General features: G+C 46.0%; 21 protein-coding genes. 7 read left to right on the top strand and 14 right to left on the bottom strand.

All coding sequences use genetic code 11. The annotated features are described in order from the left end of the window. Positions 1-85: 85 nt before the first annotated feature. The 5 genes from R7P72_RS20095 to R7P72_RS20075 all read right to left on the bottom strand — a co-directional run bounded on the left by R7P72_RS20095 (position 86) and on the right by R7P72_RS20075 (position 4,660). On the bottom strand, positions 86-1,471 hold the full coding sequence (locus R7P72_RS20095; RefSeq protein WP_005382369.1) for a class II fumarate hydratase: 1,386 nt from the start codon (positions 1,469-1,471) through the stop codon (positions 86-88). Between the two features lie 17 nt (positions 1,472-1,488). Beyond that, the gene (locus R7P72_RS20090) at positions 1,489-1,866 is read right to left on the bottom strand and encodes a hypothetical protein (protein WP_005382370.1); all 378 of its coding nucleotides are present in this window, start codon (positions 1,864-1,866) and stop codon (positions 1,489-1,491) included. 199 nt (positions 1,867-2,065) lie between these two features. Continuing rightward, entirely contained in the window at positions 2,066-2,548 is a 483-nt protein-coding gene (locus R7P72_RS20085; RefSeq protein WP_005382371.1) for a hypothetical protein, read from the bottom strand. A gap of 108 nt (positions 2,549-2,656) precedes the next feature. Continuing rightward, positions 2,657-4,384 (bottom strand): sodium:solute symporter family protein, encoded by a 1,728-nt coding sequence (locus R7P72_RS20080; RefSeq protein WP_005382372.1) that lies wholly within the window; start codon positions 4,382-4,384, stop codon positions 2,657-2,659. Positions 4,385-4,396: 12 nt separating this feature from the next. Then, positions 4,397-4,660 (bottom strand): DUF4212 domain-containing protein, encoded by a 264-nt coding sequence (locus R7P72_RS20075; RefSeq protein WP_005382373.1) that lies wholly within the window; start codon positions 4,658-4,660, stop codon positions 4,397-4,399. 520 nt (positions 4,661-5,180) lie between these two features. Between R7P72_RS20075 and R7P72_RS20070 the strand changes: the two genes are divergently transcribed. Then, the gene (locus R7P72_RS20070; RefSeq protein WP_005382374.1) at positions 5,181-6,932 is read left to right on the top strand and encodes a potassium/proton antiporter; all 1,752 of its coding nucleotides are present in this window, start codon (positions 5,181-5,183) and stop codon (positions 6,930-6,932) included. On the opposite strand, the gene R7P72_RS20065 is transcribed toward R7P72_RS20070, so the two are convergent. The 4 genes from R7P72_RS20065 to aspA form a co-directional block, all read right to left on the bottom strand. Next, the gene (locus R7P72_RS20065) at positions 6,929-7,558 is read right to left on the bottom strand and encodes a response regulator (protein WP_005382375.1); all 630 of its coding nucleotides are present in this window, start codon (positions 7,556-7,558) and stop codon (positions 6,929-6,931) included. The two genes, R7P72_RS20070 and R7P72_RS20065, sit on opposite strands and share 4 nt — an antisense overlap. 193 nt (positions 7,559-7,751) lie before the next feature. Continuing rightward, the gene (locus R7P72_RS20060) at positions 7,752-9,584 is read right to left on the bottom strand and encodes a protein-disulfide reductase DsbD (RefSeq protein WP_213907341.1); all 1,833 of its coding nucleotides are present in this window, start codon (positions 9,582-9,584) and stop codon (positions 7,752-7,754) included. Between the two features lie 161 nt (positions 9,585-9,745). Next, a complete protein-coding gene (locus tag R7P72_RS20055) occupies positions 9,746-11,053 on the bottom strand; it encodes an anaerobic C4-dicarboxylate transporter (RefSeq protein ID WP_005382378.1) in 1,308 nt (435 codons plus the stop codon). 176 nt (positions 11,054-11,229) lie between these two features. Continuing rightward, positions 11,230-12,681 (bottom strand): aspartate ammonia-lyase, encoded by a 1,452-nt coding sequence (gene aspA / locus R7P72_RS20050; protein ID WP_005382379.1) that lies wholly within the window; start codon positions 12,679-12,681, stop codon positions 11,230-11,232. 431 nt (positions 12,682-13,112) lie between these two features. Between aspA and R7P72_RS20045 the strand changes: the two genes are divergently transcribed. Beyond that, positions 13,113-13,631, top strand: a complete 519-nt coding sequence (locus R7P72_RS20045) for an FxsA family protein (RefSeq protein WP_005382380.1) — start codon at positions 13,113-13,115, stop codon at positions 13,629-13,631. A gap of 70 nt (positions 13,632-13,701) precedes the next feature. On the opposite strand, the gene trmL is transcribed toward R7P72_RS20045, so the two are convergent. The 4 genes from trmL to R7P72_RS20025 all read right to left on the bottom strand — a co-directional run bounded on the left by trmL (position 13,702) and on the right by R7P72_RS20025 (position 17,184). Further along, positions 13,702-14,181, bottom strand: a complete 480-nt coding sequence (gene trmL / locus R7P72_RS20040; protein WP_005382381.1) for a tRNA (uridine(34)/cytosine(34)/5-carboxymethylaminomethyluridine(34)-2'-O)-methyltransferase TrmL — start codon at positions 14,179-14,181, stop codon at positions 13,702-13,704. A 136-nt stretch (positions 14,182-14,317) separates the two neighbouring features. Beyond that, a complete protein-coding gene (locus tag R7P72_RS20035) occupies positions 14,318-14,926 on the bottom strand; it encodes a superoxide dismutase (RefSeq protein ID WP_005382382.1) in 609 nt (202 codons plus the stop codon). 174 nt (positions 14,927-15,100) lie between these two features. After that, a complete protein-coding gene (cpxA, locus tag R7P72_RS20030; protein WP_005382383.1) occupies positions 15,101-16,495 on the bottom strand; it encodes an envelope stress sensor histidine kinase CpxA in 1,395 nt (464 codons plus the stop codon). Next, complete coding sequence (locus R7P72_RS20025) at positions 16,495-17,184, bottom strand: response regulator (protein WP_005382384.1); 690 nt, start codon at positions 17,182-17,184, stop codon at positions 16,495-16,497. Before R7P72_RS20025 ends, cpxA begins: the two co-directional genes overlap by 1 nt. Before the next feature lie 190 nt (positions 17,185-17,374). Here R7P72_RS20025 and R7P72_RS20020 point away from each other — a divergent pair, with 190 nt between their 5' ends. The 3 genes from R7P72_RS20020 (at position 17,375) to pfkA (ending at position 20,153) form a co-directional block, all read left to right on the top strand. Next, positions 17,375-17,887, top strand: coding sequence for a CpxP family protein (locus R7P72_RS20020; protein WP_047104268.1), 513 nt, complete (start codon positions 17,375-17,377; stop codon positions 17,885-17,887). A gap of 111 nt (positions 17,888-17,998) precedes the next feature. After that, a complete protein-coding gene (gene fieF / locus R7P72_RS20015; protein WP_025768809.1) occupies positions 17,999-18,907 on the top strand; it encodes a CDF family cation-efflux transporter FieF in 909 nt (302 codons plus the stop codon). Positions 18,908-19,190: 283 nt separating this feature from the next. Continuing rightward, complete coding sequence (gene pfkA / locus R7P72_RS20010) at positions 19,191-20,153, top strand: 6-phosphofructokinase (protein ID WP_005381521.1); 963 nt, start codon at positions 19,191-19,193, stop codon at positions 20,151-20,153. Positions 20,154-20,243: 90 nt separating this feature from the next. Here pfkA and R7P72_RS20005 read toward each other — a convergent pair whose 3' ends face one another. Next, positions 20,244-21,626 (bottom strand): MATE family efflux transporter, encoded by a 1,383-nt coding sequence (locus R7P72_RS20005; protein ID WP_005381518.1) that lies wholly within the window; start codon positions 21,624-21,626, stop codon positions 20,244-20,246. Between the two features lie 240 nt (positions 21,627-21,866). Here R7P72_RS20005 and R7P72_RS20000 point away from each other — a divergent pair, with 240 nt between their 5' ends. Next, positions 21,867-22,157, top strand: a complete 291-nt coding sequence (locus tag R7P72_RS20000; protein ID WP_005381516.1) for a co-chaperone GroES — start codon at positions 21,867-21,869, stop codon at positions 22,155-22,157. A gap of 77 nt (positions 22,158-22,234) precedes the next feature. Beyond that, entirely contained in the window at positions 22,235-23,881 is a 1,647-nt protein-coding gene (gene groL / locus R7P72_RS19995; protein ID WP_005381509.1) for a chaperonin GroEL, read from the top strand. Positions 23,882-24,177 lie beyond the last annotated feature (296 nt).

Here is a 24,177-nt window from a genome sequence, read left to right as displayed (position 1 = left end):
AGTGTTTGAAAAATCGCTATAAAAAGAGACCTCCGAATGGAGGTCTCGATGTTTGTAATCTTAGTTGATAGGCTGAGTTTGCCGCTTATTCTGCGACGCCGCCTTGAGTCAGTTTGGCTGGATTAAGCAATCGCTCTAGTGTGGCTCTATCCAAATCAGTTTCTTCTTCCGCGACATCAATAATCGCGCGTCCCTGTTTGTAGGCTTTTTTCGCGACTTCTGCCGCTTTTAGGTAACCAATGACAGGGTTGAGAGCCGTGACCAAAATAGGGTTTTTGGCGAGTGCTACATCCAAGTTATCTTGGCGAACTTCAAACGTCGCAATGGCTTTGTCAGCTAAAGCGGTTGCGCTGTTAGAGAGTAACTCGATGCTCTCCAATACGTTATGAGCAATAACTGGCAGCATGACGTTAAGCTGGAAGTTGCCCGTTTGGCCTGCGACGGTAATGGTGGTGTCATTACCAATGACTTGCGCTGATGCCATAGCTGCGGCTTCTGGGATCACAGGATTTACTTTGCCAGGCATGATGGAAGAACCCGGTTGCAAGCCTTGTAATTCAATCTCACCTAAACCAGCTAATGGGCCTGAATTCATCCAACGAAGATCATTTGCGATCTTCATGATCGCAACTGCTGCTGTTTTGAGCTGTCCCGACAGAGCGACGATCGCATCTTGACTGCTTAAATTGAAAAAGAAGTTATCACTGGCCGTGAACTGAATACGAGTTGACTGGGTTAGGTTGCTAGCGAATAAGTCTGCAAAGCGTGGATCGGCATTGATCCCCGTTCCAACCGCCGTACCACCTTGGGCTAAGGCTTTTACAGCAGGAAGTGCTTGTTCAATCGCTTGTTTTGCGTGCTCGATTTGGAACTGCCAACCGCCAAGTTCTTGAGCAAAGGTAATTGGCATCGCGTCCATTAAGTGGGTGCGACCGGTTTTTACAACATCTTTCAATGCTTGCTGTTTAGACTCTAGTGTTTGGCTGAGGTGTGACAGTGCCGGGAAGAGCTGTTTTTCAATGGCTAATGCTGCGCTAACTTGAATGGCCGTCGGTACCACATCGTTGCTGCTTTGCCCCATGTTGACGTGATCATTAGGGCTGACAGTGCCGCCTAGATGCTGGGAGGCCAGTGTTGCAATCACTTCATTCGCATTCATATTTGAGCTAGTGCCTGATCCCGTTTGGAACACGTCAATTGGGAATTGCTCAATATGATTGCCTTCGATAATTGCTTGAGCTGCGTCAGCAATCGCGTTGGCAATATCTCCTTCAAGCAGCCCTAGCTGTGCGTTGGTGAGTGCCGCAGTCTGCTTGATGTGTGCTAACGCTTTGATAAAACCAGATGGCATTTTATGTTGACTGAATGAGAAGTTATCGACGGCGCGTTGAGTCTGGGCTTGGTAGAGAGCATCTGCAGGGACCGTTACTTCGCCCATACTGTCAGTTTCTATGCGGAATTCGGTGCTCATGGTAGGGATCCTTTTGGTTAATCGAGTGAGATTTGAATCAGGCGTAATTGTTGTTGTAGTGCGAGAAATTTCACGTCGCCTTGTTCAAACTGGTAGTAATAGCGTTTGAGGCAGAATAATGGCGTATGGATAGAATCGAGACAGACACGACGGAAGATACGACTGCGAGTTGAGTCTTGAATTGCGTCTAGTAAATGGAAATAAACCTGACGTAAAAACAGCTCACACAACAATAGATTTTCTTCATCGGCATCGTGTTCATAACAGGAAGACAACACCATTCCCCAATGAATATAGTCATGAATCACGTCTGGCTCAAAGCCATGTGGTGCGGCGAGAAGGAATCTATCTTGGGCTTTAAAAAATGCGTTAAAGATGTCCCGTTTGTTGTCCATAACCACCTCTCATTGAATGTAATGATAATTATTATCAATTAACTTGTGGGTTGGCAACCCTTTTTAGAGTAAGAGGTTGTTGAAGAAAGACTTACGGAAACAAAAGCCGACGCAAAGGCGTCGGCTGAGTAGGAATTCATTTATGCTAAGTGAAACTAATTCAATGTCGTTTGAAGACCGGTGAATTAGCTTGTCACCGTTATTCAGTAAATAAGGTTTCGTACTTCACAAATGCGGTTTGTGTTTCACCATAATATAGTGTGCCGCCTGATTGAATGACGACTCTTAACCAGCTTTCTGCAGATGCAGGCTTTGGTAAGGTGATGTACCAGCTTTGGCCTGCTTGATCGGCGGGCTTCATATCAATCGGTTGAGCGTTTTTCTCTTTGTCACTCACAATAGAAACTTTAACCCCTTCTAGTGGGTAAGCGGCGTTGAGTGACAATTCTAAGTTATTTTTAGTGAGTTTTTCAGAGCGAAATTTCACTTTAAAATCGCCATTTTCCATATCACACAGACCACTGGTGTAACGACAATTAGACTTACTCGCGAGTTTGTAAGTTTCCCCTTCTTGCGCCGCGTGGGGTTTCTCGCTGAGGGCCATATCGGTACCGAAGTAAGCGATCAAAGAGAGAACTGGCGCAATCAGTAGAGCGAGAATAAAGTGCTTGTTTTTGAACATCTTGGCTTCCTTGCAACGACATACTGCGAATATGGTAACTGAAAAGTGAGAATAAAAAAGCCCCGGACGGCTGGTTCCAAACGGGGCTTTTGTGGTTTTGATTAGTTTTTAGTGATCCACTGCACTACCAGCACCTACTGGTACGCGAACGTGTTCGACTAGGTCTTTTACTTCTTGTGGCGTTTCTGCAGTTACTTTGGATACAGCGAATGCAACAATGAAGTTAAATAGTGCGCCGATAGCACCAAACGCGTTTGGCTCAATACCTAGGAACCAGTTTGTTCCCCAGCTTTCTAGATATTTCCAATCAGCAACGAAAAGAATGCCTTTGTGTTGGAATACGTAGAACAGCGTAATACTGATACCCGCAATCATACCGGCGATTGCGCCTTCTTTGTTGATGCTCTTGCTGAAGATGCCCATCATCAATGCAGGGAAGATGGATGAAGCGGCAAGACCAAAGGCGAGTGCTACCGTACCTGCGGCAAATCCAGGCGGATTTAAACCGAGATAGCCTGCGGCTGCTATCGCTACTGCCATTGATATTCGACTAGCAAGTAGCTCTTTTTTCTCGGATATGTTCGGATTGATAACCCCTTTGATTAAGTCATGGGAAATAGCTGAAGAAATGGCGAGTAGTAAACCTGCTGCGGTAGATAGTGCAGCTGCAAGACCACCTGCTGCCACAAGTGCAATCACCCAGTTTGGTAGTTTAGCGATCTCAGGGTTAGCCAATACCATGATGTCGTTATCAACGCGCAGTTCGTTGGTGGACGCATCTGAAGTGTATTGGATATTGCCATCGCCATTTTTATCGTCAAAACCGAGTAGTCCAGTTGTTTCCCAGTTTTTGAACCACGCAGGACGCTCGTCATACGCTAGGTGCTGACCCGGAGCTGGATTTACCGTATTCATTAGGTTGAGGCGAGCCATCGCTGATACCGCTGGTGCAGTAGTGTAAAGGATTGCGATGAAGATCAGAGCCCAGCCTGCTGATGTACGTGCGTCGCGAACCTTCGGCACGGTAAAGAAACGGATAATTACGTGTGGTAGACCGGCAGTACCAATCATCAGTGACATGGTGTAGACAAACATATTAAGTGTGTCGCCACGTACTTGGGTCGTGTATTCACTGAATCCGAGTTCGGTCACCACTTGGTCAAGCCGATCGAGTAGATAGACATCGGTACCAGCCATGGTACTCCCCAGACCAATTTGTGGGATTGGGTTACCAGTGAGTTGCAGAGAGATAAAGATTGCAGGGATAGTGTAAGCAAGAATGAGTACGCAATATTGAGCAATCTGCGTGTAAGTGATGCCTTTCATGCCGCCAAGAACCGCGTACATGAAAACGATACACATACCAATTAATAGGCCGGTGGAGTAATCCACTTCTAAGAAGCGACCAAACGCAACACCTACGCCTTTCATCTGACCGATAACATAAGTCACTGATGCGATGATAAGACAAACAACCGCTACGATACGTGCTGTGTTGGAGTAAAAGCGTTCACCAACAAACTCTGGCACCGTAAACTTACCAAATTTGCGTAAGTAAGGCGCTAGCAACAGCGCAAGCAGAACGTAGCCACCAGTCCAACCCATTAGAAATACTGAGCCGCCATAGCCCATGAAGGCAATTAAGCCTGCCATTGAGATAAACGACGCTGCGGACATCCAATCGGCTGCGGTTGCCATACCGTTTGCAATCGGGTTTACACCGCCACCAGCAACATAAAACTCTTTGGTTGATCCGGCGCGAGCCCAAATAGCAATCCCGATGTACAGGATGAACGTGGCGCCAACGACCAGGTAGGTAATAGTTTTCAAATCCATCTGAGTGACTCCTTATTCGTCCACGCCGAATTCACGGTCAATTTGGCGCATCTTCCATGCGTAATAGAAAATAATTCCTAGGAACGCATAGATGGAGCCTTGTTGAGCAAACCAGAAACCGAGTTTGTAACCGCCTAGTTGAAATTGATTTAGTACGTCGACAAATAAAATGCCGCAGCCGAAAGACACGACGAACCAGATGACCATTAGGCCGATCATGAGCTTCACGTTTTTGTCCCAATAGGCTTTGGCTCTTTCTTCGCTTTCAAATGCCATTGCCGTCTCCTTACGATTGGTATTGTTGTTAATGAAATGTTTCAATATGTACATTAGCAAGGTGTTGGCAATAACTCTTTTCAACTTTAGTCGGGGTGTTAAAAATGAAGAATCCCCATATTATGGGCTTTTGCAGCGAACAAAGGGGTAAAACGTTATGTTAATAAACTGTTAAGTTAGCCAAAGGTCTAAAGGTTGATTGGATAAACAGGCATGATTAAGACGGGCCATTAATCTTTTCTTCATTGAACTTGGAGATGCTGTGTAAGTATTGGTGGTGATCTTGTGGCTCTTAAAGAGAGAAGGCGTAGATAAGAAAGCTCACAAGTAATTTATTTACATAAAGTTTTCGCATCAAATCACCGTTTTAACGCACAATAAAGTAATATAACTGAGTCATTCTCGTACAACCTCGCATTTTGAGACGGTGTAAAGGGGAGGCAGATTAGGGCATTACCTCATTAACGAAGTAGCCTTGCTCATCACAATTATTATCGTTTTTCATTAAGGGAGGGTGAGAATGGACGCAGACACCATTAACAGTTTTTTTCTAATAGGTGCGTTGTTAATCGCACTTAGCGTTCTTTTAAGCCCAGTGTCTTCTAAGTTGGGAATCCCAATTCTTTTGGTATTTTTAGCCGTTGGAATGCTAGCGGGGGAAGACGGCTTAGGCGGCATTTTATTCGATAACTTTTCGATCGCTTATTTGGTTAGTAACCTCGCATTAGCCATCATTTTGCTTGATGGTGGGATGAGAACGCGGGTCGCCAGCTTTAGGGTTGCGTTATGGCCCTCGGTCTCTTTGGCGACATTTGGCGTTGCGATCACCACCATTTTAACCGGGCTGATGGCAACGTGGTTATTCGACTTAGATTTATTGCAAGGCATATTGGTTGGTGCGATTGTTGGTTCCACCGATGCTGCCGCGGTCTTCTCTCTACTCAAAGGTCGTAGCCTGAACGAACGTGTTGGTTCAACGCTGGAAATTGAATCCGGCACCAATGACCCTATGGCGGTGTTTCTGACCGTAACTCTGATTGCTATTTTAGCGAACCCTGGCGCAGATTTAAGTGCGGGCTTTTTGGCGTTCAGTTTTCTTAAGCAGTTTGGTATCGGCGCGTTACTTGGCTTCGCTGGTGGCTGGATCTTATGGAAAGTTATCAATCGTAATCAATTACCAGATGGGCTGTATTCTATTTTAACGGTCAGTGGTGGCTTGCTTATTTTCGCTTTATCTAACACTTTGGGTGGCAGTGGTATTTTGTCGATTTACCTTGTTGGTCTTTTATTAGGTAACCGTCCAACACGCAGCCGCCACTCTATTCTTCATGTTTTAGATGGTATGACGTGGCTAGCTCAAATTGGTATGTTCTTGGTGCTTGGTTTGTTGGTTACACCATCCAATTTACTCTCTATTGCGTTGCCAGGTCTTGCGCTTGCTTTCGGGATGATTTTGTTTGCCCGACCAATCTCAGTTTGGATTGGTTTACTGCCATTCAAGAGTTTCACGCCACGTGAAAAGTGGTTTGTCTCTTGGGTAGGACTGCGTGGTGCTGTACCTATCATCCTCGCGGTATTTCCGATGATGGCAGGGTTGCCAGATGCTCAACTGTACTTCAATTTGGCATTCTTTGTAGTAATGGTGTCTTTGATAGTACAAGGGGGCACGTTGACTAAGGCGATGTCTCTTGCAAAGGTCGAGCTACCTTCGAAGCCTGAGCCAATTTCGCGTACGGGTGTAGAGATTTACCCGACCAGTGAGTGGGAGCTGTTTATCTATAGACTTAAAGCAGATAAATGGTGCATTGGTGAGCCATTACGTAGTCTTTCGATGCCGGAAGGAACGCGTATCGCCGCTGTATTTCGCAGTAAAGAGCTATTGCACCCATCCGGCAGTACGCGTCTTGAGGAAGATGATACCTTGTGTGTATTAGCACAAGAAAAGGATTTAGATGCACTGAGCTTACTGTTTAGTGAAGCCCCAGAGAAAGCGTCGCTAGCGCGATTCTTCGGTGACTTCTTCCTCGATATTGAAGTGAAGCTTGCCGATATTGCCGTGATGTATGGTTTGAATCTGGGGGATGAACCGCTGGATAAAAGTTTGAGAAACCTTGTCGAAGAGCAATTAGGTAGCACGCCAGTATTGGGAGACCATTTCGAGTGGCAAGGTTTGCATTGGATCGTCGCTGATGTTGTTGATCAGCAGGTCACTAAAGTCGGTATCCGATTGCCAAACGAAAAAAGTAAGTCTGACGATAAGACGTCAATCTAGTCGCTCATTTCCGTCAGCATAATCACGGCTTGCGTGCGGTTCTTTACACCGAGCTTACGGAAAATCGCTGTCATGTGCGCTTTTATGGTGGCTTCTGAAACATTCAATTCGTAAGCGATTTGCTTGTTCAGCAAGCCATCGGACAACATTCCCAACACTTTATATTGCTGCGGTGTTAGCGCAGCAATCTTTTCCGCTAAGTCATTACATGCCGCGTTATTGGTGATCAACCCTTCAGGGAAGTATGGGTCGCCATTCAGCACTTGATTGAGCGCGTTCACTAATTCGCGCATGTCGCTGGACTTGGGAATAAAACCAAATGCACCATGGCTTTTCACCTGCGTCACGATCGCCGGCTCTTCACTCGCTGAAACGACGACGATAGGTAAATCTGGATGCTCTGCTCGCAAATGAATCAAGCCAGACATACCATTTGCTCCTGGCATTTTGAGATCCAATAGCACTAAATCTGGCTCTTCCTCTCGCTCCAACAAAGCCAGAAGTGCGTCGAGTGAGTCCGCTTCCAGCAAATTTGCACCACTAATAGCCATGTGGATAGATTGAAACAAGGCATTCCGGAAGAGTGGGTGATCATCTGCAATAATGATGGTGTAGGTCGAATCCATGACGTTAAACACTTTTGACTATTTCGTTAAATTTATTATTGTCCAGCTTTGAGAGAGTGGACAATATTTATTCGCTAAAAGTCTGAACCAAATCGACTTTTATTAGGAAAATTGCATATAAACGCAATGTTCTTATTCAAATCTGAGCAATAAAAACGCCAGTGGACATCACTGGCGTTTGAATATCTGGTTATCAGAACTGCTTGATATGCTCTAAGAAAGGCTCGGCTTGCATAAAGCCCGTCAAACGAGCGTTTGAAACGTTTTCACCACTGGCATCCCAAAACTCAATTGTTGGTAAACCAAGCACACTCATGTGCTTCAGTAGTTCGATGTCTTGCACTTGGTTTTTGGTCACGTCCGCTTGCAGAAGAACGAAGTCTTGCAGTTTGGCTTCGACGCTTGGGTCATGGAAGGTGTACTTTTCAAACTCTTTACATGCTACACACCAATCGGCGTAGAAATCGAGCATGACGGGTTTACCTGCCGCTTTCGCAAGTGCCAGTTGTTCTTCAAGCTCCGCCACGTTAGCAATGCGAGTAAAGCTAACAGTGGCTTGCTGAGTTTGTGTTGTGCTGTTGCCAAACCAGTAATTTAAGATAGGTTGTGCTGAGGCTAGCAAACCTAAGACGGCGATTATGCCCACGGCACTTTGTTTCCAGCCACCAAACTCTAGACTGTTTTTGATGTGGTATAGCCAACCAAAAGCAGCAATACCCAGTGCTGACCACAGAATCGTTGACCACATTTCTGGCATGATGCGTTCTAGTAAGAAGATAGGTGCGGCAAGCAGAATAAAGCCGAAGAGTGTTTTCACTCGGTCCATCCAACCACCTGCTTTTGGTAGCAGTTTGTTGCCGAAGACCGCAACAAGAATCAGCGGAATACCCATGCCCATCGCCAGCGCGTATAACGCGATACCACCGGTAAGCAAATCGCCGCTTTGTGCAACGTAAAGTAGCGCACCAGACAGAGGCGCTGTGGTACATGGTGAGCACACCAGTCCAGAAATCGCCCCCATAGCGAATACGCCTGCACTGCTGCCGCCTTGTTGTTTGTTGCTGAGGTTGTTTAACCACGTTTGAACGTTGCTTGGTAGCTGTAATGAGTACAGACCAAACATAGACAAAGCGAGTGCGATGAACAGTACGCTCAAACCAATCAGCACATAAGGGTGTTGCATTGCCGCTTGGAACTGCATGCCAGCAGACGCGACCACAAGGCCGAGTAGGGTGTAAGTCAGCGCCATGCCTTGCACGTAGACGAATGACAAGCCTAGCGCGCGGCGTTGGCTTAGTTTGCCACTGCCAAGCACTATGCTGGTCAGAATTGGGTACATCGGTAGCACACAAGGTGTAAACGCCAAGCCCACACCAAGCGCCAAGAACAGAAGTGGTGTCCACCAGTTATCAGCAAGGTTGGCTGCAAGGCTATCTTGCTGTGTTACTGGAGCTGATGGTGTGTCGGCAGAACTAGATGATTGCACCGCTGGTGGCGTTGCTGTTGGTGCCTGTTCTGCTTTTGATGCAGTTGTCGCCGTTGTTGAATCTGAGTTCGACGAAGTAAACGCGCTGATAGGAATCACGCGAGTTTCTGGCGGGTAACAGAAGCCTGCTTTCGCACAACCTTGGTATTGCACCACCACGCGCGCACCGTCTTGCCAATCATACATTGGTACGTTAACGAAGAGAGGTTGCGTATAGATATGCACGTCACCAAAGAATTCATCTTTATGCGGTGTGCCGTCTTCCATTTGCAGTTCGCCTAGCGATACTTTCTCACCAGCTACAGACAAGCGCTCTTGATATAGGTAGTACCCGTCACGTACCTGCCAATCGAGCATCAATTTGTCATCTTGCTGGTAGAAGTTAAATGGAAACGCCTGATCAACCGGAACAAAGCTGTCGCTGCTGCTACCAAAACTGTTGTTCTGGCTACTGTTAAACTGGTCTTTGCCAAATAAAGCTAAAGACGGAGTGGAAAAGGTAATGAGCCCTAAGAGTAAAACGGAAAGTAATGCGCGCATAAAAGAGTCAATTCATCTTAGATAATTGCCGTTAGTGTAACTCAATCAGACCCGGAGGCGAGTCAATAAGTTTCATGAAAATGAAGATTTATTGAGCATAAATCAAGACAACAGGCAATAAAAAAGGGAGCCGAAGCTCCCCGAGTAAGACTCTGTTTCTACTAGATCAGTAGACCACCGAATGCGAAGCCAAGTGCTACCGCAGAAGCGATGGTTACCACACCAGGTACAAAGAATGGGTGGTTGAATACGTACTTACCGATACGAGTTGAGCCCGTGTCGTCCATCTCAACCGCTGCTAGAAGCGTTGGGTAAGTTGGCAGCACGAATAGCGCACTTACTGCTGCGAAAGATGCAACTGCGGTAAGTGGTGCAACACCGATTGCTAGTGCTGCTGGCATCAGCGCAACAGTGGTTGCACCTTGTGAGTAAAGCAGCATTGAAGCGAAGAATAGAACAAGTGCTAGCATCCATGGGTAGTCTGCTAGTAGCGCACCCGCAACTTCTTTGATGCCGTCAACGTGCGCGTTAACGAACGTAGAACCTAGCCATGCCACACCAAGAACACACACACACGCTGTCATACCAGAGCGGAATGTTGCTGCGGCTGGGATTTTGCCAGCATCGATTTTACAGCTCATTACGATAGCTGCCGCAGCTGCTAGCATTACCGTCATGATAGCTTCGTTACGACCTAGAGCAGGGTTCTCGATAAGGCCAACAGAGCCAGAAATTGCTGCTGCGTAACACACGACAAATGCGATTGCGCCTAGGAAGATGAAGGTTGCTTTCTTCGCTGTTGGTAGGATTTCGCGTTTTGCTTCTGTATTTAGCTTGATTAAGCCTTTTTCTAGACGCTCTTGGTATTCAGCATCGTCTTTTAGCTCACAGCCCATGAAGTTCGCCACGAACGCACCGATCATGCACGCGATGAACGTCGTTGGGATACAGATTGCTAGTAGTGTTAGGTAGTCAACGCCAAATGGGTGCAGCATTGCCGCGAACGCTACAACAGCCGCTGAGATTGGTGATGCGGTGATAGCGATTTGCGATGCTACGACCGCGATAGACAGTGGACGAGAAGGGCGCACGCCTTGGCCTTTCGCTACTTCTGCAATCACTGGCAAAGTAGAGAATGCCGTGTGGCCAGTACCCGCCATTAATGTCATTAGGTAAGTTACGATAGGCGCATAAAAGGTGATGCGCTCAGGATGCTTGCGCAAAAAGTTTTCAGCAACTTGCACCATCCAGTCTAAACCACCCGCTACCTGCATTGCTGCGATAGCGGTGATTACAGACATGATGATCAAAATTACGTCAACGGGAATGTAAGCTTGGCTTGTTGGTACGCCCAAGATCAAAGACAACGCAATGACCCCAGCACCACCGGCAAAACCAATGCCGATACCACCGATTCTTGCCCCCAAATAGATGAAGAGCAGAACCACGAAGAGTTCGACCATGACCATATTGATACCTCTTTAGTTTTTTATTTGATTCTGATTTTTTGAACACTCAGGAACAGGAGTAAATGCTCAGAGAATGAGAACCTAGTGGTTTAGCGGCAATAAAAGCATATAAAAAATGTGGTTAACCGTATGAGAGCCTAAAAAAGGGGCCTGAGTGGCCCCCTTCGGATTCGTTATTACTCGTAACGTTTTGCTTTGTAAGTAGGATGCATGAAGTTTTCTACTGACAAGATTTCATCAAGCTCCTCTGCTGTAAGCAGACCGCGCTCTAGCACGACTTCACGAACACTCTTACCAGTTTCTGCACAAATCTTACCTACGATGTCACCTTCGTGGTGGCCGATGTATGGGTTTAGGTAAGTGACGATACCGATAGAGTTGTAAACGTAGTTTTCGCAAACTTCTTTGTTCACTGTGATGCCGTCGATACATTTATCACGTAAGTTCACACACGCGTTGTGTAGTAGAGAGATAGACTCAAACACACTTTGTGCGATAACTGGTTCCATTACATTTAGCTGTAGCTGACCGCCTTCTGCTGCGAAAGAAACCGTGTTGTCGTTACCGAGAACTTTGAAGCAAACTTGGTTTACTACTTCTGGGATAACTGGGTTTACTTTAGCTGGCATGATTGAAGAGCCTGCTTGCATTTCAGGTAGGTTCAATTCATTTAGACCCGCACGAGGACCAGAAGAAAGTAGACGAAGGTCGTTACAGATCTTCGATAGTTTCACTGCTAGGCGTTTTAGCGCGCCGTGAGTCATTACGTATGCACCACAGTCAGACGTTGCTTCGATAAGGTCTTCTGCTGCAACAACGTCAAGGCCTGTTACTTCCGCTAGGTGTTTTACTGCAAGCGCTTGGTAGCCAGTTGGTGTATTTAGACCAGTACCGATTGCGGTTGCGCCTAGGTTGATTTCTAGGAGGAGTTTAGATGTGTAATCTAGAGCACGAATCTCTTCGTTTAGTGTTACCGCCCACGCATGGAACTCTTGACCGACTGTCATTGGTACTGCGTCTTGAAGCTGAGTACGGCCCATTTTCAGTACATCTTTAAACTCAACGGCTTTAAGTTCGAATGCGCCTTTTAGGTACTCAATTGCTTCCATTAGCTTGTGTACGCTGTTGTATACCGCAATACGGAAACCTGTTGGGTACGCACAGTTGGTTGATTGGCTCTTGTTTACATGGTCATTTGGGTTAACAAATTCGTATTGGCCTTTCTCTTTACCCATCAACTCAAGCGCAACGTTTGCGATCACTTCGTTCGTGTTCATGTTAACTGAAGTGCCTGCACCGCCTTGGAATACGTCTGATGGGAACTGATCCATACACTTGCCAGTTTCTAGGATCAAATCACACGCTTCGATGATGTAGTTTGCAACGTCTTTTGGAATAGCGCCAAGTTCTTTGTTTGCTAACGCTGCTGCTTTTTTGGTCATTACCATGCCGCGTACAAATTCTGGTACGTCAGAGATGGTCATATTAGAGATGTTGAAGTTCTCGATCGCACGTAGCGTATGAATACCGTAGTACGCATCTGCAGGGACATGACGTTGACCTAATAGATCTTCTTCAATACGAGTGGCTGGGTTTGCTGTTTTTGGAGCATCAGATAGGGTAGCCATAGCAGGATCCTTAGATGATAATTCTGATAATAAAGTTATTTATTAGCCATTTCTGCAATCTAGAATCCATTCATCAGAATTTTTGGCTGGAAAATCCGTCCTGACTTATGTGGCACATGATACTGCACCTAGCGCATAAAAATAGTAACTAGATCACCTTTTTCGTTTTTCATGAGTCAATAATTTGCAAAGTATGAACGGGTTATTAATAACCCTTTATAGGTACTCGATTTTCCTCGACAAACATGAGTTTTTAGAGTTCGAAATTAGCACTTTAAAAGCACGAAAAAATCGGTATGCAATTGAATGAAACGTGCTCCTGCTACTTTGCCTAAAAGAGAAGGAGACCAGTATGAACACGCTTTTTTACAACGATTCGTTTGAGCTTAGTCTGCTTTTACCATTACACTGAATTAAACAAAGGAGGGCGTGTGTTTCCTATCTTATTATTAGCGTTTATTTTTGTTCCGATCATTGAAATCGGCTTATTTATTCAGGTGGGCGGCTTTTTAGGTTTATGGCCGACCATTGCACTAGTTTTAATCACGGCATTTGTTGGTGCATCGTTGGTTCGTAGCCAAGGTATACAAACACTGATTTCAGTACAGGGGCGTCTTGAACAAGGTGAAATTCCAGCCCAGCAAATTTTTGAAGGCGTAATGCTAGCGGTGGCTGGCGTGCTACTGTTAACCCCGGGCTTTATGACCGATGCCCTTGGTATGTTGGTGTTGCTTCCTGCGCCACGCGCCGCGATAGCTAAATACTTGATGAGCAAAATGGTGGTGAAAACCATGCATGGCGGTGGCTTCCAAGGTGGTTTCTCTAACCAGGGGCCATTTGAGCAAGACCCGTTCCGTCGTGACCCATTTGATTCCCAGTCAGATAATGGCAAGACCTTCGAAGGGGAATACGAGCGTAAAGACGATGATGATCGCAACAAGCTCAACTGATTGAGTTAGACAGTAAAGAAAACAAAAGGGCGCATCAAGCGCCCTTTTCTGTATTTGGAATTCGTGCTGCTTACAATGCGCCTTCAAAGCCCATTTGACGCCATGCTTCAAAAGCAATGATCGCAACGGCATTCGAAAGGTTTAGGCTGCGCGCATCTGGCATCATTGGAATGCGAATACGCTGCTCCATTGGCAAGCTATCGATGATTTCAGCAGGCAAGCCACGAGTTTCTGGACCAAACATCAAAACATCACCCGCTTGGTATTGTGCATCAACGTGGTGACCTGTGGTTTTGGTGGTGCAGGCAAACAATCGATAGTTACCTTGCTTCTCTTTCTCTAAATACTCTAAGAACGCTTGATAGTTTTTATGGCGTGTTACGCGAGCTAAATCATGGTAATCCAAACCAGCACGGCGGACTTTTTTCTCTTCAAGATCGAAACCCAGAGGTTCAATTAAGTGAAGGTTTGCACCGCAGTTGGCGCATAGTCGAATGATGTTGCCGGTGTTCGGCGCGATTTCTGGTTCGTATAAAGCGATATCAAACATGGTATTGAAATAGAGTTGGTCAAAGAGAAGGGCAGTATATACCCAAGTCACCGAGAGATGCGAGATTCAGCAAAATTGACCTGGGTATGAAAGCAGGCATTAGCGCGGATGTTAATACCGTAAGTAGCGATGCTCTTTATAAGAGAGCGTGAGCATAGTTTTCTTCAACTGCTCGCCAGTTGACGACGTTCCACCACGCATCAATATATTCTGGGCGACGGTTTTGGTAGCTGATGTAATACGCGTGCTCCCACACGTCTAATGCGAGGATTGGTTCACCGCGCACATCCACTACGTCCATCAGAGGGTTGTCTTGATTACTGGTGGACGTAATGTGAATCTCACCATCTTTTACGATCAGCCATGCAAAGCCAGACCCAAAGGTATTGATGGCAGCTTGGGCAAACGCCTCTTTAAATTGCGCAAAGCTACCAAATTTATCGTTAATTGCTTGAGCAAGCGCGCCTTGAGGCTCTCCGCCACCGTTTGGTGACATGCAATTCCAATAAATGATGTGGTTGTAATAGCCGCCACCATTATTACGTACTGCTGGACTGAGCTTAGAGATATTGTCAAAGATCTCGTCTAATGACTGAGTTTCGAGCTCGCTCCCTTCAACGGCATTTACAAACTTATCAAAGTACGTCTTGTGGTGTTTGCTGTAATGCACTTCCATGGTTTTCGCGTCGATGTACGGCTCTAGTGAATCGTACGGGTAAGGCAGAGCGGGAAATGTATGTGACATAGTAAATCCTCCTTAATTGGAAAATTTACTTTAATGCTAACGATAATTATTATCAACTTTGATCTTTGTAAGGGTATTCTAAGAAGCCTCACCAATTTCTAAAGTGAGGGTGGGGCTGTTAATCACTCACTCTAGAAATATGGTGCGAATTATTGTTAGTTCATCAAATTGAGACTAACAATTGATCGGTAAGGTGATACTCATACGCAATCCGCCTAAAGGACTTCGGCTGGCTGCGATCGTGCCACTGTGCTGGCGAATGGCACTTTCGGTAATGGTTAGGCCGAGACCTGTGCCGCCAGAGTGGCGATCGCGTGCCGTGGAAACGCGATAGAACGGGCGAAAAATCGCGGCCAGTTCCTCTTCTGGTACACCTTCTCCATTATCGTCAACCGTGATACGAAGCGTATCGTCATCGGCTTTGATGTCGATTTGTACCTCATCTTTTCCGTAGTAAATGGCGTTACGAACGATATTTTCCACCGCACTCATCAGCAGTTTAGGGTTACCGGAAATATTGCGCTTAGGTAATTCTGAATAGTGTAGCTGTTTGCCCATTTGCTCTGCTTCAAACTGCGCATCTTTAATGATTTCTTCCCATAAACTTTCTAGTGGCTGTGTTTCGCGAGTCATATGACTGTTCGCCTGCATGCGAGAAAGCTCTAATAGTTCGCTGATCATCTGTTCCAAGCGCTGCGCTTCGGTATCGATACGAGTCAGTTCTGGGCTTTCGCCTTGTTTACGCGTCGCTAATGCGCTTGCCATGCGCAGACGAGTTAAAGGTGAGCGCAGCTCGTGAGAGATATCGGATAGCAAACGTTGTTGTCCTGAAATCATTTGATTAACCGCTTCGACCATCTGGTTGAAGCTGCTGCCTGCTTGACGAAATTCCGCCGTACCTTTTTCTAAATTTGGGTCTGTGACAAATTCACCTTTCGCTACACGTTGAGCAGCGGCTTCAAGACGACGTGCAGGCTGACTCAAAGCCCAAGCAAGCCATAACAGCAATGGTGTACTAACCAACATGACCGCAAGCAAGAGCTGGAATGGGTGATCAAACAGACGCAGGAGTAGAGGTGGTGGCTCATTCCATTTGAAGCCCACGTACATCAAGATATCGGAACCTGCCAAAGTAATAGGAATTGGGCCCGCAATCATGTATCGACCATACAGCTTCTGCTTTGGATTATTGTAATCTTCGATACTGGTGACAAAGTTTTGCATGGCACGCAATTGAAAATTGCTGCGTTTTTCTGTCGTAAGAACATTACCGCTGTAGTCAGAAAAAAAGACTCGTGGGCGAGGGTCGTGCTTGCCGTGACGGTTGCCCTCGATACGAAAAAGTATGCGGCCTAAATCTGTTTGCTGGCTGTATTTTTGTTGGATTGAGTCACGCGTTTCTACCATACGTTTGTAGTGTTCTTCTGGAATATCGCGAGCTTTGCGTGGGTCCAAATGTGGCAGTGATAGCACGGCTATCAATACTAATAACATGGTGAACCAAAAAATGGCAAAGATGCGTCCATACAGGCTATTGATGTTTGGCAGTTTGATGCGTGATAGGCGCATTAATCCTCCTCAAGCAGCATGTAGCCACGACCACGCAGGGTTTTGATTCGCGGCTTGCCATTGCTTTGATCTGGTAATTTTTTACGTAAGTTCGAGACATGCATATCGATAGCGCGATCAAAAGCAGCGAGTCGTTTACCAAGCACATCTAAGCTCAGTGTCTCTTTGGTCAGCACTTGTCCTGGGTTTTGTACGAAGTGGGTGAGTAGCGCAAACTCGGTTGCTGTGAGATCGAGTAACTGTTGCTCACAATACGCTTCTTGCTTACCGGGATAGAGGCGGATTTCTTGATACTCAATGCAATCGCTGTTTTTGGTATTTTTTTGTGTGCTGCTAGTGCGGCGTAAAATCGCGCGGATTCGCGCTAACAGCTCTCGGTCACTAAAAGGTTTTGGTAAATAATCATCCGCGCCCAGTTCCAAGCCGATCACGCGATCAATTTCTTCCCCTTTAGCGGTCAGCATCAAGACGGGAGTTTCCCAATTTTCACGTAAGCGTTTCAGCGTTTCCATGCCATTGAGTTTTGGCATCATGACATCCAACAAAATCAAATCAATCTTATCATTGATCGCGGCTAAGCCGGCTTCACCGTCATTTGCTTCGCTGACGTCAAACCCTTCGAAACTGAGTACTTCTTTTAATAAGCTGGTTAGCTCGATATCGTCATCGATTAAAAGAATGTTTGCCATGGGGGCACCTATAGTAAGTTACCGATAGCCTAATATTACATTGGAATGATGCGCAACGAAGAGGAGAAAAATCACTCTTTACGATTCTTTACGCTCCCTATACGTCGCTTTACCTAGCGGGTCGTATTCTATACTCAAGCGCTGTGAGAACAGCTCAGAAGAACCACTCACCTGTGTAAGGAATCGTATTATGAAGTCTGCAAAAAAACTTGTGTTAGCTGCTGTTGTTCTACCTCTTACTCTTGGCGCCGCAAGCGCATTCGCTTACGGTGGTAAAAACCATCATAAAGGTCCTCGTGACGAATGCGGCATGGGTATGGACCGAGGTGTCATGCGTCAACTAGACCTGACTGATGCACAAAAAGATCAGCTAAAAGAAATGCGTGAAGCAAACAAAGCAGAAATGAAAGCAAAATTCGCTGATGGCAAAGAAGCACGTATGGCTGAGCGTCAAGCGCATCACGCAAAAGTGCAATCGCTTTTGCTGGCGGATAATTTTGATGAAGCTCAAGCTACCGAGTTAGCAAAAGAGATGGTTGAGCGCCAAACGGAACGTCGCGTGCAAATGCTAGAAAGAAAGCACCAAATGCTTAGCGTATTAACACCTGAGCAGAAAGCGAAATTTGTTGAGCTACAAAATGAACGTATGCAAGAGTGTGGCGACAGAATGCACAAGCGCATGGAAAAGTCGCGCAATAATTAAGTCATGAATTGATGTTATATAAAGAGGCAGCCATTGGTTGCCTCTTTTTGATCTGGTTATTTCATGGTCATTCAATATACTCAACGTATGGTTTTAGTTAACTCTTTGATTATGAAACAGCAATACGCACGTTTAGTTACGACCGCCGCTTGGACTGCAACCATTGTGGCGACGCTTCTTCTGATAGTAAAAGTCATCACGTGGTGGGTAACCGGCTCAGTGAGCTTATTGGCGTCATTGATTGACTCCATGTTAGATATCGCGGCTTCGGTTGTGAATCTTGTGGTGGTTCGTTACGCCTTACAACCGGCAGACCGCGAACATACGTTTGGACATGGTAAAGCTGAGTCCTTAGCGGCCCTAGCCCAAGCAATGTTTATTTCGGGCTCGGCAGTATTTTTGATTCTTAACGGGATTGACCGATTTTTCCGCCCACATGCTTTACACGCACCGGAGTTAGGTGTGTATGTATCGCTGTTTGCGATTGTGGTCACACTTGGCTTGGTGATGTTCCAAAAACATGTGGTTCGCGTGACGGGGAGCCAAGCAATAGCGGCGGATTCTCTGCATTATCAGACTGACTTGTATATGAATGCTGCGATCATGGTGGCTCTGGGGCTCAGTTATTTTGGAGTGACTCAAGCGGATGCTGTGTTTGCGATTGGTATTGGTGTCTTCATTCTTTATAGCGCTTTCAAAATGGTCAGCGAAGCGATTCAAACCTTACTTGATAGAAAGTTGCCCGATGAAGAACTTGAGCAAATTAACCAAGCTTGTTTGAGCGTAAAAGGGGTATTGGGCGTGCATCAGTTACGCACGCGAATGTCCGGACCGACGCGCTTTATACAGTTGCATTTAGAGCTAGACGATAACTTACGATTAATTGAGGCGCATTACATCGCTGATAAAGTGGAAGATAATTTATTGGCTCTGTTTCCTGATGCGGACGTACTGATCCATCAAGATCCATTGTCTGTCGTTTTCGGACCTGAGAAAGAGCAGAAAGCGCAAGATTGGTAGGCTTGAAAAATCCATCAGTGCCCGACGACAAACAGGTACTTATTGACTATCTTTCCATCAATACTTATTAAGATTCGTGATCCTGATATGAATCAACAAAGTTTCATAGAGAAACTGTAATACTCTTACATAAGTAGAAAAGTTACATAAAAAAGTGCGTTTTCATTGGTAATCCTGTAGAGGAAATGTAACATAACGCACAGTTCTGGATTATGCAGGTTGCTTGGTAACAAGGGGCCTAAAAGAAAATTAAATAATTGATTGCCAAAGATCGAGGGTGAGCATGATTAAGAAGATCGGTGTTTTAACAAGTGGCGGTGACGCACCTGGTATGAACGCTGCGATACGCGGCGTAGTACGTACAGCACTATCCGAAGGATTGGAAGTATTCGGTGTGTACGACGGCTACCTAGGCCTATACGAAGGCCGCATCGAGAAGCTAGATCGTTCTAGCGTTTCAGATGTGATCAACAAAGGTGGTACGTTCCTAGGTTCTGCACGTTTCCCTGAATTTAAACAAGTGGAAGTTCGTGAAAAAGCGATTGAGAACCTTAAAAAACATGGTATCGATGCACTAGTGGTAATCGGTGGTGATGGTTCGTACATGGGTGCGAAGAAACTGACTGAAATGGGTTACCCATGTATCGGTCTTCCGGGCACAATCGACAACGATATCGCAGGTACGGATTACACTGTGGGCTACCTAAGTGCACTAAACACCGTTATCGATGCAATCGATCGTCTACGTGATACTTCTTCATCTCACCAACGTATTTCAATTGTAGAAATCATGGGCCGTCACTGTGGTGATTTGACTCTGATGTCTGCAATTGCGGGCGGTTGTGAATACATCATCACTCCGGAAACTGGTTTAGACAAAGACAAGCTGATCAGCAACATCCAAGATGGTATCGCTAAAGGTAAGAAACACGCGATCATCGCGCTTACTGAGCTAATGATGGATGCTAATGAACTAGCACGTGACATCGAAGCCGCGACAGGTCGTGAAACTCGTGCAACAGTACTTGGTCACATCCAACGTGGTGGTCGTCCAACTGCATTTGACCGCGTACTAGCATCTCGTATGGGTAACTACGCTGTTCACCTATTGATCGAAGGTCATGGTGGTCGTTGTGTAGGTATCGTGAAAGAGCAACTTGTTCACCACGATATCATCGACGCAATCGAAAACATGAAGCGTCCAGTACGCAACGATCTATACAAAGTTGCTGAAGAGTTGTTCTAAGCAAGCTTGAAATAGATAAACAAAACCGCGGCTTTCCGCGGTTTTTTTGTATTTGAGAATCAACAAAAAGAAACTAGCGATAGACGAGTGTTAAGACACGCTGCTCTGCTCTATGAGCGTTAATTTTCGCTCGCGCAGCGCAAACAAGTAGCCCAGTAGCCCACCCAACGTATTCCCAACCGCGATACCGATAAACAAGCCTTCAATGCTGTAGATTTGGCTCCCGATCCACGCCGATGGCAAGGTAAAAATGAACAGCCGCATAAAGCTCCACTGGAATGCACGCAATGGCTTGTGCATCGCATTCAAACCACTGACTAACATCATCACGATGCCTTGGAAGCCATAACTAAATGGCACCACCAGTAAATAATGCCAAAGCAGGTTTTTCACCGCATCTTCCTGAGAAAACAGCGCAGCCAGAGGAATGCTCAGTGGCACCATCATCAAGAAGATAAACCCTTGGAATACCAATGCAAAACGCATGCTAATAAATAAACCGGAAAAGGCTCGTTGCGGTTGTTTGGCTCCTAAATTTTGTGCCATAAACGGTGTGAGGGCAGAGGTCAGCGACATCAATACTAAAATCAATATAGACTCAATACGCTGCGCTGCGCCGTAAGCAGCAACCGCCGCCGTACCGTGGTTGGATAACAGCATCATCAGAATGGCACCGGACAACGGATTCATCGCGTTTGATAGCGCTGCAGGGGTACCAATTTTTAGTGTCTGTTGCCAGTCTTGTTTCAGCAAAGCCCATTGGGGTTGAGCAAGCAATTTTTCCCGTTTAATTAGCACATAGAATGAGCCACACAAAGCACCTAACCAGCTAAAGGCACTTGCTATGGCTGCGCCTTGAATGCCAAGTTCCGGAAAAGGGCCATAACCGAAAATCAACAATGGATCGAGCATGCCATTAATCAAACCAGCCAACATCATGACTTTTGCTGGTGTTTTTGTGTCGCCAGTAGCTCGGATAGCACTGTTGCCCGCCATTGGGATCACTAGCAGAGGAATGGTGAGATACCAGACCTGCATATATTGCTCAATAAGAGGGATGAGATCATCAGACGCACCAAGAAAACGAAACAATGGCGCAATGGTGGTAAAGCCAATAGAAGACGCGATAGCCACAAGTAACACGGCTAACAACAAACCGTGGGTGGTGAACCGAGCAGCTTGTGGTGCATGACCTTGCCCAAGCAAGCGACCAATATTGGTCGATAGTCCCATCCCAATCCCCATCGTAATGCAATTAACCGCAAAGGTGACAGGAAAGGTATAGCTGATAGCCGCTAGCGCTTGAGTGCCAAGCAACGAGATAAAAAACGTGTCCACCAAGTTAAACATCAAAATTGCGATCATGCCCATGGTCATGGGTACGGTCATTTTCCGCAGCGTTTCAGGAATGGGTGCGGTCAACAAACCATGCTTATCGGTCGCTTGGGGTTCCAGCTTGTTATTTTCCTGCATGTGTGACAACTATCTGGTGAGCAAACTGCAAGGATACAAGAAAGCGAGATGCCGAGCGAGTGAGCATTTCTAACGCAAACCGTTGCCTAGTTGTTCGTTATTTTAACTAAGTCACAAAAATTTTGTGCCACCCCCTTGGGATCGCTGCTTCGACCCCTTATATAGGGATCACGTGTCTGGGGCTACAGTCCCTAAGGACAATTATCAAATAAACATGGAAATTTTCAGGAGAGACGACCGATGAACATTCGTCCATTACATGACCGAGTTATCGTTGAACGTAAAGAAGTTGAATCTAAGTCTGCTGGTGGCATCGTTCTGACTGGTTCTGCTGCAGAAAAATCGACTCGCGGTGTTGTTCTAGCTGTGGGTAAAGGCCGCATCCTAGAAAACGGCACCGTACTGCCACTAGACGTTAAAGTCGGTGATACCGTTATCTTCGCTGAAGGTTACGGTACAAAAACTGAAAAAATCGACGGTAAAGAAGTGCTTGTCATGTCTGAAAACGACATCATGGCGATCGTTGAATAATAGCAATCATTGAGTAATTTTTTGCTCAGATTCAATTACGAAATTACACACAAAGAATTTTAGAAAGGAAATCAAAGATGGCTGCTAAAGACGTTAAATTTGGTAATGACGCACGAGTTAAAATGCTGGAAGGTGTAAACGTTCTGGCTGACGCAGTAAAAGTAACACTGGGTCCTAAAGGACGTAATGTCGTTCTAGACAAATCTTTTGGTGCACCAACTATCACTAAAGATGGTGTATCAGTAGCGCGTGAAATCGAGCTGGAAGATAAATTCCAGAACATGGGCGCACAAATGGTTAAAGAAGTTGCGTCTAAAGCAAACGACGCAGCGGGTGACGGTACAACAACAGCAACGGTACTAGCGCAATCTATCGTTAACGAAGGTCTAAAAGCAGTCGCAGCGGGCATGAACCCAATGGATCTTAAGCGTGGTATCGACAAAGCTGTTGCCGCGGCAGTTGAGCAACTAAAAGAGCTTTCTGTTGAATGTAACGACACAAAAGCGATCGCGCAGGTTGGTACTATCTCTGCAAACTCAGACGCAAGCGTAGGTAATATCATTGCAGAAGCAATGGAGCGTGTGGGTCGTGATGGCGTTATCACGGTTGAAGAAGGTCAGGCGCTACAAGACGAGTTAGACGTAGTAGAAGGTATGCAGTTCGACCGCGGTTACCTGTCTCCTTACTTCATCAACAACCAAGAATCAGGCAGTGTTGATCTAGAAAACCCATTCATTCTTCTAGTAGACAAGAAGATCTCAAACATTCGTGAGCTTCTTCCAACGCTAGAAGCTGTCGCGAAAGCATCTCGTCCACTGCTTATCATTGCAGAAGATGTAGAAGGCGAAGCGCTAGCAACATTGGTTGTGAACAACATGCGTGGCATCGTAAAAGTTGCAGCTGTGAAAGCACCTGGTTTCGGTGACCGCCGTAAAGCAATGCTACAAGACATCGCTATCCTAACTGGCGGTACTGTGATTTCTGAAGAGATCGGTCTAGAGCTAGAAAAAGTTGCACTAGAAGATCTAGGTCAAGCGAAGCGTGTTTCTATCACGAAAGAAAACACGACTATCATCGATGGTATCGGTGAAGAAGAGATGATCTCTGGCCGTGTTGCTCAGATTCGTCAACAAATCGAAGACGCAACTTCAGACTACGACAAAGAGAAACTACAAGAGCGCGTAGCTAAACTGGCTGGCGGTGTTGCAGTAATCAAAGTTGGTGCTGCGACTGAAGTTGAAATGAAAGAGAAGAAAGACCGTGTAGAAGATGCGCTAGCCGCAACTCGCGCAGCGGTTGAAGAAGGTGTTGTTGCTGGTGGTGGTGTTGCACTTATCCGCGCGGCATCTAAGATTGCTCACCTAACGGGTGACAACGAAGAACAAAACGTTGGTATCCGCGTTGCACTACGTGCAATGGAAGCGCCAATCCGTCAAATCACGAAGAACGCAGGTGAGGAAGACTCAGTTGTTGCGAACAACGTGAAAGCGGGTGAAGGTAGCTACGGCTACAACGCGGCAACAGGCGAATACGGCGACATGCTAGAAATGGGTATCCTAGATCCAACTAAAGTTACTCGTTCTGCACTACAATTCGCAGCATCGGTTGCAGGTCTGATGATCACAACTGAAGCGATGGTTACTGACCTACCGCAAAAAGACGCGCCAGCGATGCCTGACATGGGCGGCATGGGTGGCATGGGCGGTATGGGCGGCATGATGTAAGCCAGCTTATCTCATCGCTCTAGGGAAACCTTATAGCGGAAAGATAACCGACCAAACCCTTAAAAGTCGAGGCAGATGCCTCGACTTTTTTATGCGTGTCACCTGAGAAACATGACGTTCTGGTGTGGCTTATCATGAAATTTTTGAGCGTAAAAAGCGCCATTTCAGAAGCAAAAAATCGAAGAGAAATATTTTTTCTTTTGAGTCAGATGGTTAAATCTGACCTATTACTAACACTTTTTGAACGGGGACAGAGCAAAATCTGAACATTACACTATGTTGTAAATTGTTGCTTC

The organism is Vibrio sp. Vb0888, assembly GCF_033338835.1.
In the GTDB taxonomy this organism is placed as follows: Bacteria; Pseudomonadota; Gammaproteobacteria; order Enterobacterales; family Vibrionaceae; genus Vibrio; species Vibrio alginolyticus.
The sequence above is the reverse complement of the archived record's forward strand: the minus strand, read 5'-3'. Positions and strand labels throughout refer to the sequence as shown.

What these genes read in the sequence shown, in the direction of transcription:
- R7P72_RS20095 (WP_005382369.1), bottom strand. Translation starts at nt 1,471, where the DNA reads ATGAGCACCGAATTCCGCATAGAAACTGACAGTATGGGCGAAGTAACG.
- R7P72_RS20090 (WP_005382370.1), bottom strand. Translation starts at nt 1,866, where the DNA reads ATGGACAACAAACGGGACATCTTTAACGCATTTTTTAAAGCCCAAGAT.
- R7P72_RS20085 (WP_005382371.1), bottom strand. Translation starts at nt 2,548, where the DNA reads ATGTTCAAAAACAAGCACTTTATTCTCGCTCTACTGATTGCGCCAGTT.
- R7P72_RS20080 (WP_005382372.1), bottom strand. Translation starts at nt 4,384, where the DNA reads ATGGATTTGAAAACTATTACCTACCTGGTCGTTGGCGCCACGTTCATC.
- R7P72_RS20075 (WP_005382373.1), bottom strand. Translation starts at nt 4,660, where the DNA reads ATGGCATTTGAAAGCGAAGAAAGAGCCAAAGCCTATTGGGACAAAAAC.
- R7P72_RS20070 (WP_005382374.1), top strand. Translation starts at nt 5,181, where the DNA reads ATGGACGCAGACACCATTAACAGTTTTTTTCTAATAGGTGCGTTGTTA.
- R7P72_RS20065 (WP_005382375.1), bottom strand. Translation starts at nt 7,558, where the DNA reads ATGGATTCGACCTACACCATCATTATTGCAGATGATCACCCACTCTTC.
- R7P72_RS20060 (WP_213907341.1), bottom strand. Translation starts at nt 9,584, where the DNA reads ATGCGCGCATTACTTTCCGTTTTACTCTTAGGGCTCATTACCTTTTCC.
- R7P72_RS20055 (WP_005382378.1), bottom strand. Translation starts at nt 11,053, where the DNA reads ATGGTCATGGTCGAACTCTTCGTGGTTCTGCTCTTCATCTATTTGGGG.
- aspA (WP_005382379.1), bottom strand. Translation starts at nt 12,681, where the DNA reads ATGGCTACCCTATCTGATGCTCCAAAAACAGCAAACCCAGCCACTCGT.
- trmL (WP_005382381.1), bottom strand. Translation starts at nt 14,181, where the DNA reads ATGTTTGATATCGCTTTATACGAACCAGAAATCGCGCCGAACACCGGC.
- R7P72_RS20035 (WP_005382382.1), bottom strand. Translation starts at nt 14,926, where the DNA reads ATGTCACATACATTTCCCGCTCTGCCTTACCCGTACGATTCACTAGAG.
- cpxA (WP_005382383.1), bottom strand. Translation starts at nt 16,495, where the DNA reads ATGCGCCTATCACGCATCAAACTGCCAAACATCAATAGCCTGTATGGA.
- R7P72_RS20025 (WP_005382384.1), bottom strand. Translation starts at nt 17,184, where the DNA reads ATGGCAAACATTCTTTTAATCGATGACGATATCGAGCTAACCAGCTTA.
- R7P72_RS20020 (WP_047104268.1), top strand. Translation starts at nt 17,375, where the DNA reads ATGAAGTCTGCAAAAAAACTTGTGTTAGCTGCTGTTGTTCTACCTCTT.
- fieF (WP_025768809.1), top strand. Translation starts at nt 17,999, where the DNA reads ATGAAACAGCAATACGCACGTTTAGTTACGACCGCCGCTTGGACTGCA.
- pfkA (WP_005381521.1), top strand. Translation starts at nt 19,191, where the DNA reads ATGATTAAGAAGATCGGTGTTTTAACAAGTGGCGGTGACGCACCTGGT.
- R7P72_RS20005 (WP_005381518.1), bottom strand. Translation starts at nt 21,626, where the DNA reads ATGCAGGAAAATAACAAGCTGGAACCCCAAGCGACCGATAAGCATGGT.
- R7P72_RS20000 (WP_005381516.1), top strand. Translation starts at nt 21,867, where the DNA reads ATGAACATTCGTCCATTACATGACCGAGTTATCGTTGAACGTAAAGAA.
- groL (WP_005381509.1), top strand. Translation starts at nt 22,235, where the DNA reads ATGGCTGCTAAAGACGTTAAATTTGGTAATGACGCACGAGTTAAAATG.